The 9,684-nt window shown below is 64.2% G+C and carries 2 protein-coding genes; both read right to left on the reverse strand.

Going from position 1 to position 9,684, the window contains the following annotated elements:
• A partial coding sequence (locus BFQ01_RS31015) for a non-ribosomal peptide synthetase (RefSeq protein WP_141691328.1) occupies nucleotides 1–9,018 on the reverse strand: 9,018 nt, incomplete at its 3' end.
• Nucleotides 9,019–9,091: 73 nt separating this feature from the next.
• The coding region (locus BFQ01_RS33170) for a phosphopantetheine-binding protein (RefSeq protein ID WP_256097805.1) at nucleotides 9,092–9,684 on the reverse strand (593 nt) is incomplete at its 5' end.

Below are 9,684 nucleotides of genomic sequence, written 5' to 3' on the forward strand. Positions count from 1 at the left end.
GCGCGCTTCGATTTCCCCCAGTTCGATGCGGAAACCACGGATCTTCACCTGGTGGTCGACACGCCCGAGGTAATCCACCACGCCATCCGGGCGGCCACGGGTCAGGTCGCCGCTGCGATACACGCGACTGCCCGGCTTGCCGAACGGGTCCGGCACGAAGCGTTCGGCGGTCAGCGCCGGACGTTCCAGGTATCCACGGGCCACGCCCTCGCCGCCCAGGTACAACTCACCGGCGACGCCGATGGGTTGCAGGTTGAGTTGCGCGTCCAGCACGTAGCCGCTGCGGTTGCCCAGCAACGTACCGATTGGCGCGTAGACGGCACCGCATGGATCGCCTCGACGGGCTTTCCACAGCAGCGGCGTGACCACGGTTTCCGTCGGGCCGTAACCGTTAAACAGGTAGGTCGGCTTAAGCGCGCGCCAGGCCAGGTCGTAGCTGGCTTGCGCCACCGCATCGCCGCCAAAGCAGTACACACGCACTTTCGGTGGATTACCGTCGCGCTCGGCATGCTCGGCCAGTTGTTGCAGGTACACCGGCGGGAACACCGCCATGGTCACGTTGTGACGGTGCATCTGCGCGTAGGTGTACTCGGGCAACCACAGGCTATCGTCACGGACCAGCACGCTGGCGCCGTTGATCAGCGGGTGCATCCAGCCTTCGTGGGAGCCGTCGAAGGCGAACGACATGAAGTGCAGTTCGCAATCGGCCGGCGATGTTTCATAACGCTCGCCGGTGGCGATGATGTGCGCCACCAACGGGCCGTGGGACACCGCCACGCCCTTGGGCAGGCCGGTGGAGCCGGAGGTGTAGATCACGTAGGCAAGGTTGTCGCCGTGCAGTTTTACCTCCGGCGCGGTGTCGCTGTAGTCGGCCCACGCCTCGGTGCGATCGATGGCCAGGCTGTCCAGGCCCTCGGGAATCGGCAGTTGCGGCAACGCACTGGTGTGGGTCAGCAGCAACTTCGCGCGGCTGTCCTGCATCATGTACAGCAGGCGATCACGTGGGTATTCGATATCCAGCGGCACATACACACCGCCGGCTTTCATCACAGCGAGGAACGCCACCAGGCTCTCGGCACTGCGCGGCATGGCAATTGCCACGCGCACTTCGGGGCCGATGCCACGGGCGATCAGGGCATGGGCCAGGCGGTTGGCCTGGCGGTCCAGCTCGCCATAACTCAGGGTTTGCGCATCGAACTTGATCGCCACCGCAGCGGGGTTTTCGGCGGCGCGGTCGGCAACCATTTCGTGTACCAGACGCTCGGCCGAGAAGCCGGCGTCAGTCTGGTTCCACAGCTGCCGGATGTGTCGTTGCTCATCCTGGCCCAGCAGGTTGAGTTGGCTGATGGATTGCTGTTGGTCGGCAACCATCGCCTGCAACAGGTTTTGCCAATGGCAGGCCATGCGCTTGATGGTCAAGGCGTTGAACAGGTCGGTCGCGTAACCCAAGGTGGCCCAGATGCTGTCGGTGCCTTCATGCACATCCAGGTCCAGGTCGAAATGGGCGGTCTGGCTCTCCCATTCCAGGCCTTCGACGCGCAGTGTGGACAGCGCGAGTTCGGCGCCGCCCAGGCGCGCTTCGGTCTGGTGGTTGAACATCACCTGGAACAACGGGTTAAGACTCAAACTGCGCTCGGGTTGCAGCGCCTCCACCAGTTGTTCGAACGGCAGGTCCTGATGGTCCTGGGCTTCCAGCGCACGCTGGCGGACCTGCTGCAACAGTTGCGTGACCGAAGTCTGCTCATCGATATCGGCCTTGAGCACCTGGGTGTTGACGAAGAAGCCGATCAGCCGCTCGGTCTCGACCCGGTTGCGGTTGGCAATCGGCACCCCGACGCGCACGTCTTCCTGGCCGCTGTAACGGTGCATCAGCGCCTGGAACGAGGCCAGCAACAGCATGAACAGGGTCACGCCTTCGCGTTGCGCCAGGCCCTTGAGGTCGGCAACCAGCGCGGGCGGCAGCTCGACAAACAGGCGCGCACCACGATGGCTTTGCTCGGCCGGGCGCTGGTGGTCGAAAGGCAATTCCAGCACCGGTTGCTCGCCGCCCAGCAAACCTTGCCAGTACGCAAGCTGCCGGGCTTTTTCGCCCGCGTCCATCCACTCGCGCTGCCAGCGGGCATAGTCGGCGTACTGGATCGGCAAGGCCGGCAGTTGCAGATCCAGGCCCTGGCTGTAGGCGCTGTACAACTGCACCAACTCATCGACCATGATTTGCATCGACCAGCCGTCGGAGACGATATGGTGCAGCACCAGCACCAGTACATGCTCGTCCTTGCCCTGGCGCAGCAACGTGGCCCTGAGCAATGGCCCGGCCTGCAGGTCGAACGGGCGGGCGATCTCGGCTTGCACCTGGGCCTTGAGCCGGGTCGGGTCGCTCTCGACCAGAACGATGTCGACCGTGGCCTGCGGCGCAATCACCTGCACGGTCTGCTCATCACCCTGATGCAAATGGGTGCGCAGACTTTCGTGGCGCGCTACCAGCATGTCGAAGCTGCGTTGCAGCGCGTTCAGGTCCAGCTGGCCCTTGAGGCGCAACGCGCTGGGCACATGGTAGGCGGCGCTGTCGGGCTCCAGCAGCCAGAGGAACCACTGGCGCTCCTGGGCGTACGACAACACCAAGGGCACATCGCGGGAAGACGGCACCAACGCCGGCGCCGTCGAACCGCCCTGCTTGCCCTCGCTGTGCAGGGCCGCGACAAAGCCGTCGAGGCGCGGTTGTTCGAACAGCACGCGCAGCGGCAACTCGATCCCCAGGTTATGCCGCAGGCGCGACGCCACTTGCATGGCCAGCAAGGAATGCCCGCCCATCTCAAAGAAATGATCGGTCAGGCCAATACGTTCAGCACCGAGGATATCCGCCCAGATCGCGGCAACCTGCTGCTCCAGCACACTGACCGGCGCCACCCAACTGTGCAGCGCCTGGCTCGCATCCGGGCGTGGCAAGGCATGGCGATCCAACTTGCCATTGGGGCTCAACGGCAGTGCCTTCAGGAACATGAAGTGCGCCGGCACCATGTAGTCCGGCAGCTCATCGCGCAAAGCCGTGCGAAGCTGCTCACGCAGTGCGTCCTGCCCGGACTCGGCCATGGGGGTAACCAGGTAGGCGATCAGTTGCTGGTCGGCAGCAATCACCAGCGCTTCGCGGACCGCATCCTGGGCCAGCAGGCGCGATTCGATTTCACCCAGTTCGATACGGAAGCCACGCACCTTGACCTGATGGTCGATGCGCCCGATGTACTCGATCACACCATCGGCACGGTAGCGCGCCAGGTCGCCGGTGCGGTACAGGCGACCGCCGCCAGCGGGGTCGAAGGGGTCGGGAATAAAGCGTTCGGCGGTCAGCGCTGCGCGGTTGAAGTACCCCCGCGCCAGCAATGGCCCGCCGATCACCAGTTCGCCGGCCACGCCCACAGGCACCGGGTTGAGGCTGGCATCCAGCAGGTAGATGGCGCGGCCGTCCAGTACGCGACCAATCGGCATCATTTGCGTGACGGCTTCGCGGCCATCGACATAACCCGCGCAATCGAGGGCCGTGACCGTAACAGTCGCCTCGGTGGGGCCGTAGGTGTTGAGCAGGCGCACATGGCCCAGGCCGGCATCGCGCCAGGAAGCCAAACCTTCCGGCGGCATGGCTTCGCCACCCGCATGCACCTGGCGCAACCGCCCATAGTCCCGCACACCTCGCTCGGCAAAGTCCCGGGCAATCAGGTGCCAGTAGGCAGTGGTGAGGTCGACCACCGAAATCTCATGTTCGATCAGTTGGGTGTAGAAGGTGTCGCTATCCCACAGCTCGCCGCCACGCACCACCACCGCGGCCCCGCAGCAGAGCGCCGGGTAGAGTTGCTCGACGAAACCGTCGAAGTTGAATGTACCGAATTGCAGCACGCAGTCAGCGGCGGTCAGCGCAAACACCTCGGTAAACACCTCGACGTGGCGTGCCAACGAAGCCTGGTCGATGCCCACGCCCTTGGGCCGCCCGGTCGAACCCGAGGTGAACATCAGGTAGGCCAGGTTGGCCGGGAACGCGCGCACCTCGGGGTTACTCGACGGGTACTCGGCCAACCACTGCGGATCGGACTCCAGGCAGATCAACGCCAGGTCGGCACTGATCGGCAGGCGCTCCAGCAAGGGATGCTGGGTCAGCAACAGCTGCAAGCCGCTGTCTTCGATCATGCATTGCAGGCGGTCGCGGGGGTATTGCGGGTCCAGCGGTACATAGGCGCCGCCGGCCTTGAGCACGGCCAGCAGGGCCACGATCATTTCCAGCGAACGGTCCACGGCCACGCCGACCAGGCTGTCGGCGCCCACGCCCTGTTCGATCAGGGCGTGGGCCAGGCGGTTGGCGCGCTGGTTGAGGTCGGCGTAACTCATGCGCCGCTGATCCATGATCAGAGCGACGGCGTCGGGCCGGCTCGCCACCTGCTGCTCGAATTTAATCAGCACGCTGCTGTGGGCGGCACGCGCGGGTTGCGGCGGGTTCCACTCATAGAGCATCTGCGCTTGCTCATCGCGGCCCAGCATCGGCAAGTCGGCGACACACTGCCGGGCCGTGCCTACCACGCTCTTCAGCAGGTTTTGCCAATGCGCGGCGAAGCGCTGCAGGGTACTGGCGTCGAACAATGCGGTCGCGTAGGTCAACGAAGCGTGCAGGCCCTCGGCAGACTCCTGGGTGTCCAGGCTCAGGTCGAAATGCGCCGTATGGCTGTCCCACTCCAGCCCCTGCACCTGCAGCCCCGGCAATTGCTGGCTGCCACGGTTGGCATGGGCGTCGGACTGGTGATTGAACATCACTTGGAACAGCGGGTTGTGGCTCAGGCTGCGCTCGGGTTGCAGGGCCTCGACCAACTGTTCGAAAGGCAGGTCCTGATGGGCCTGCGCCCCCAACGCATGCTCCTTGACCTGCTGCAACAGCTGGGCAAAGGTCATGTGCCCGTCGATCTCGGCCTTGAGCACCTGGGTATTGACGAAGAAGCCGATCAGTTGCTCGGTTTCCAGGCGGTTACGGTTGGCGATAGGCACGCCGACACGGATGTCCGACTGGCCGGTGTAGCGGTACAACATCGACTGGAAGGACGCGAGCAGCAGCATGAACATGGTCACGCCTTCGCGCTGCGCCAGGGCGCGCAAGCCCTCGACCACGGCAGGTTCGACCAGCACATCCAGGCGCGCACCTTCGTAACGTTGTATCGCCGGGCGCGGGCGGTCCAGCGGCAGCTCCAGTACCGGCTGCACATCCCCCAGGCGGGCCCGCCAGTAGGCCAATTGCCGGGCTTTTTCGCCCGCCTCCATCCAGCCACGCTGCCACTGGGCGTAGTCCGCGTATTGAATCGGCAGCAGCGGCAGCACTGGCTCGAGCCCCTGGCTGTAACCGGCATACAAACTCACCAGTTCATCGACCATGACCTGCATCGACCAGGCATCCGACACGATGTGGTGCTGGACCAGTATCAGCACATGCTCGCGCTCGCTCAGTTGCAGCAGTTTGATGCGCAGTAACGGGCCGGCCTGCAGGTCGAATGGCCGGGCGATTTCTCGCTCCACCCACCCCTGCAATTCGCCGGAGGTGGCTGCGCCCACGACCTGGTGTTCAATGACCGGCGCAGCCTGTTCGAGCACACGCTGAACGGTCTGGCTCACGTCGGAAAAAAATACCGTGCGCAAGGTTTCATGGCGCTGCACCAGAGTGTCGAACGCACGTTGCAGGGCCACACGGTCAAGCGCACCCGACAGGCGCCGCGCGGCAGGAATGTGATAGGCCGCGCTGTCGGGTTCCAGCTGCCAGAGGAACCACTGGCGCTCCTGGGCGTACGACAGGGCCAGCGGCTGTGTGCGATCGGCGCGGGTGATCTGCGCGACCTCGGCGCCTGCATCCCCCAATGACGCCACGAAGGCGCCCAGCACCGGTTGCTCAAACAGGCTTTTGAGTGCCACCTCGATACCCAGCGCCTGGCGCACACGGGACACCATGCGGGTCGCCAGCAGCGAATGACCGCCGAGCTCGAAGAAATGGTCCTCCAGGCCCACCTGTGGCACACCCAGCACCTCGGCCCAGATCGCGGCCACCTGCCGGGCTTTCTCACCGACCGGCGCCACATAGCGTTTTTGCAGCAGGCTGGCGTCTGGCTTGGGCAGCGCCTTGCGATCCAGCTTACCGTTCGGGGTCAGCGGCAGGCGGGCCAGGAACAGCATGTGCGCCGGCACCATATAATCCGGCAGCACCTCGCGCAGTGCGGCCTTGAACGCTTCGCGCAAGGCGCCCTGATCGGCTTCCGGCGTCAAGGTGTCGGTCACCAGATAGGCCAGCAACTGGTCATGCTCGGCCACCACCACGGCTTCGCGGATCGCACGCTGCTCACGCAGGCACGCCTCAATCTCTCCCAGTTCGATACGGAACCCACGCACCTTGACCTGATGGTCGACGCGGCCGATGTACTCGACCACGCCATCCGCGCGATAGCGCGCCAGATCGCCTGTGCGATAAAGCCGCTCACCGTTGCGCGCAAACGGGTTGGGCACAAAACGCTCGGCGGTCAACGCAGCCCGGCCGTGATACCCCCGGGCCAGGCCGACACCGCCGATCAGCAGCTCACCGCTGGTGCCTACCGGGCTCGGAGTGAGCTCGGCATTGAGGATAAACAACGAGGTGTTGGCGATTGGCCGACCGACAAACGGCAACGGTTCAACCAGTAGATGGGCCGCCGACCAAATAGTGGTTTCGGTCGGGCCATACAGGTTCCACACCGTGCCCTGCTGGGCCAGCATGCGTTGGGCGAGGTCGGCCGGCAACGCTTCGCCACCGCACAGGCACTTGACCCCGCGCAGCAAGGCGCGGCGTTCGCTGTCCAGGAGCATGCGCCAGCTCGAGGGTGTGGCTTGCACCACACTGATCGCTTCGCGCTGCACCAGATCCAGAATCGCCTCGGGGTCCAGGGACACGTGCTTGTCGGCCAGTACCACCGTCGCACCTGTCGCCAGCGGCACGTAGAGTTCCAGGGCAAAGATATCGAACGAGAACGTCGTCAACGACAACAGCCGCGCGTCAGCGCCAATGGCCAGGGTGCTGGCCATGCCATGGGTGAAGCTGCTCAGTGCGCCATGACGCACCATCACGCCCTTGGGCTTGCCGGTGGAACCGGAGGTGTAGATCACATAGGCCAGGTGCTCGCCCGTCAGTTCGATATCGGGGTTGGCGCTGCTGTAGCGCGCATCTTCCTGTGCGTCCATGAGCAGCAATTGCTGGTCAGCCGCCAGTGGCAGGCGTTCGTGCAGGTCGCCGGCAGTCAATAGCACGCGAGCGCGGCTGTCTTCCAGCATGAAGGCCAGCCGGTCCGCCGGGAATTGCGGATCGAGCGGCACGTAGGCGCCACCGGCCTTCAGCGTCGCCAGCAAGGCCAAGACCATGTCCACCGAGCGGTCGAGGGCCACCGCCACCAGCACGTCCGGCCCGACACCCGCAGCGCGCAGGCGATGGGCCAGGCGGTTGGCGCAACAGTTCAGCTCGCCGTAACTCAGCGCCTGGCCGTTGCACACCAGGGCAATGGCGTCGGGGCGCGCTTGCGCCTGGGCCTCCAGCAACCGATGCACGCCCTCGTCCTGCGCAAACGCCATGGGCGTGTGGTTCCAGCCGTGCACCTGTTGCTGCCACTGGGCATCATCCAACAGGGGCAACTCACCGATACGGCCGCCGCAATCCTGGGCCACCCGGTGCAACAGGCGATGCCAATGGCCAAGGAAACGCTCCAGGCCAGGCGCATCAAACAAGTCAGTGGCATAGGTCAGCGACGCCTGGATACCGTCAGCCGATTCCTGGGTGTCGAGGCTGAGGTCAAACTGCGACGTCTTGCTGTCCCACTCCAGCCCTTGCACTTGCAACCCCGTTACACTGCCGCCACCGCGCTGGGTGTCGGTCTGGTGGTTGAACATCACTTGGAACAACGGGTTGTAGCTCAAGCTGCGCTCGGGCTGCAGTGCTTCCACCAACTGCTCGAACGGCAAGTCTTGATGGGCCTGGGCCTCGACCGCGCGTTGGCGGGTCTGCTGCAGCAATTCACGAAATGTCATCTGGCCGTCGATATCGGCCTTGAGAATTTGCGTGTTGACGAAAAAGCCGATCAGGCGCTCGGTCTCCACCCGATTACGGTTAGCCACCGGCACACCGATGCGGATGTCAGCCTGGCCGCTGTAGCGGTGCAGCACAGCCTGGAACGACGCCAGCAACAGCATGAAAATCGTCACACCTTCACGCTGCGCCAAGGTCTTGAGGCCTGCCACCAGAGAGGCTTCCAGGGTCAGGTCCAGCCTGGCCCCGCGGTAGCTCTGTAGCGCTGGCCGTGGACGGTCCATGGGCATTTCGAGGACCGGTTGCTCGCCGCCGAGCATGCCTTTCCAGTAACCCAATTGGCGCTCACGCTCGCCCGCCTCCATCCAGCTGCGCTGCCATAGCGCGTAGTCGGCGTACTGGATCGGCAAGGCCGGCAGTTGCAGGTCCTGGCCCTGCACATAGGCGGCGTACAGTTGCACCAGCTCGTCGACCATCACCTGCATCGACCAGCCATCGGAGACGATGTGATGCTGCACCAGCACCAGCACATGCTCCTGGGGCGCCAGGCGCAGCAGCTTGACCCGCAACAGTGGACCTTGCTGCAAATCGAATGGCTGGGCGATCTCGGCTTCCACCAGCGCCTTGAGTTCGGATTCCTCGGCGTCGACCAGGGCAATATCCACCCGTACCTGATCGGCAATCACCTGCAAGGCACTGTCGCCCTCCTCCTGCAAATGCGTGCGCAGGCTTTCATGGCGCAGCACCAGTGTGTCAAAGCTGCGCTGCAACGCGGCCACGTCCAGTTGGCCGGTAAGGCGCAAGGCCCTTGGCACATGATAGGCGGTGCTCTGCGGCTCCAACTGCCACAAAAACCACTGCCGCTCCTGGGCATAAGAGAGCCGAAGAGGCTCACCTTCCTGGCGCTTGAAAACCGGGGCAATCTCAAACAGGTTGATGCCTTGCTGCTTGAGCATTACCGCCAACGCTTTCTTTTGCTGCGCCGAAAGTGACCCTACCGACTCGATTAATGCTTGCACGCCACGCCCCTCAGGAAGTCAATTTATCCAAATCTTCTGCTGATAGACGTTTGAGAGCCTCCAAGGATTTAGCCAATGCGTCCTGCACCGGCGAATTATTTGTCTGCTGGCCTGCCACATAGGCGCTGAAATCGGCCAGGGTCGGGGTGGTGAAGATCGATTTGACGTCGAATTCGGCGTGCAGCTGCTCGCGCAGGCGCACCACCACCTGAGTAGCGAGCAGCGAGTGGCCGCCCAGTTCGAAGAAGTTGTCGTTCAACCCCACGCGCGGTACCGCCAGGACTTCGGCCCAGATCGCGGCGATCTGCTGTTCCAGCTCGCTCTGCGGCGCGACATACTCCCGCGCGAGCAAACTGGCGTCCGTCTTGGGCAAGGCCTTTCGATCCAGTTTGCCGTTGGGGCTCAGAGGCATCTGCTCCAGCAGCACCCATTGGGCGGGCACCATGTAGTCCGGCAACTGCTGGGCAAGATGGGCGCTGAGCACATCGCGCCAGTCGTCCCCGGCGTTTTGCAGCACCAGGTAGCCCACCAGGTATTTACCGTCGACCGCCAACACGGCAGCCTCACGGACCCACGCGTGCTCCAGCAGGCGCGCTTCGATTT

Source organism: Pseudomonas sp. 8 R 14 (assembly GCF_900005955.1).
Taxonomy (GTDB): domain Bacteria; phylum Pseudomonadota; class Gammaproteobacteria; order Pseudomonadales; family Pseudomonadaceae; genus Aquipseudomonas; species Aquipseudomonas marginalis.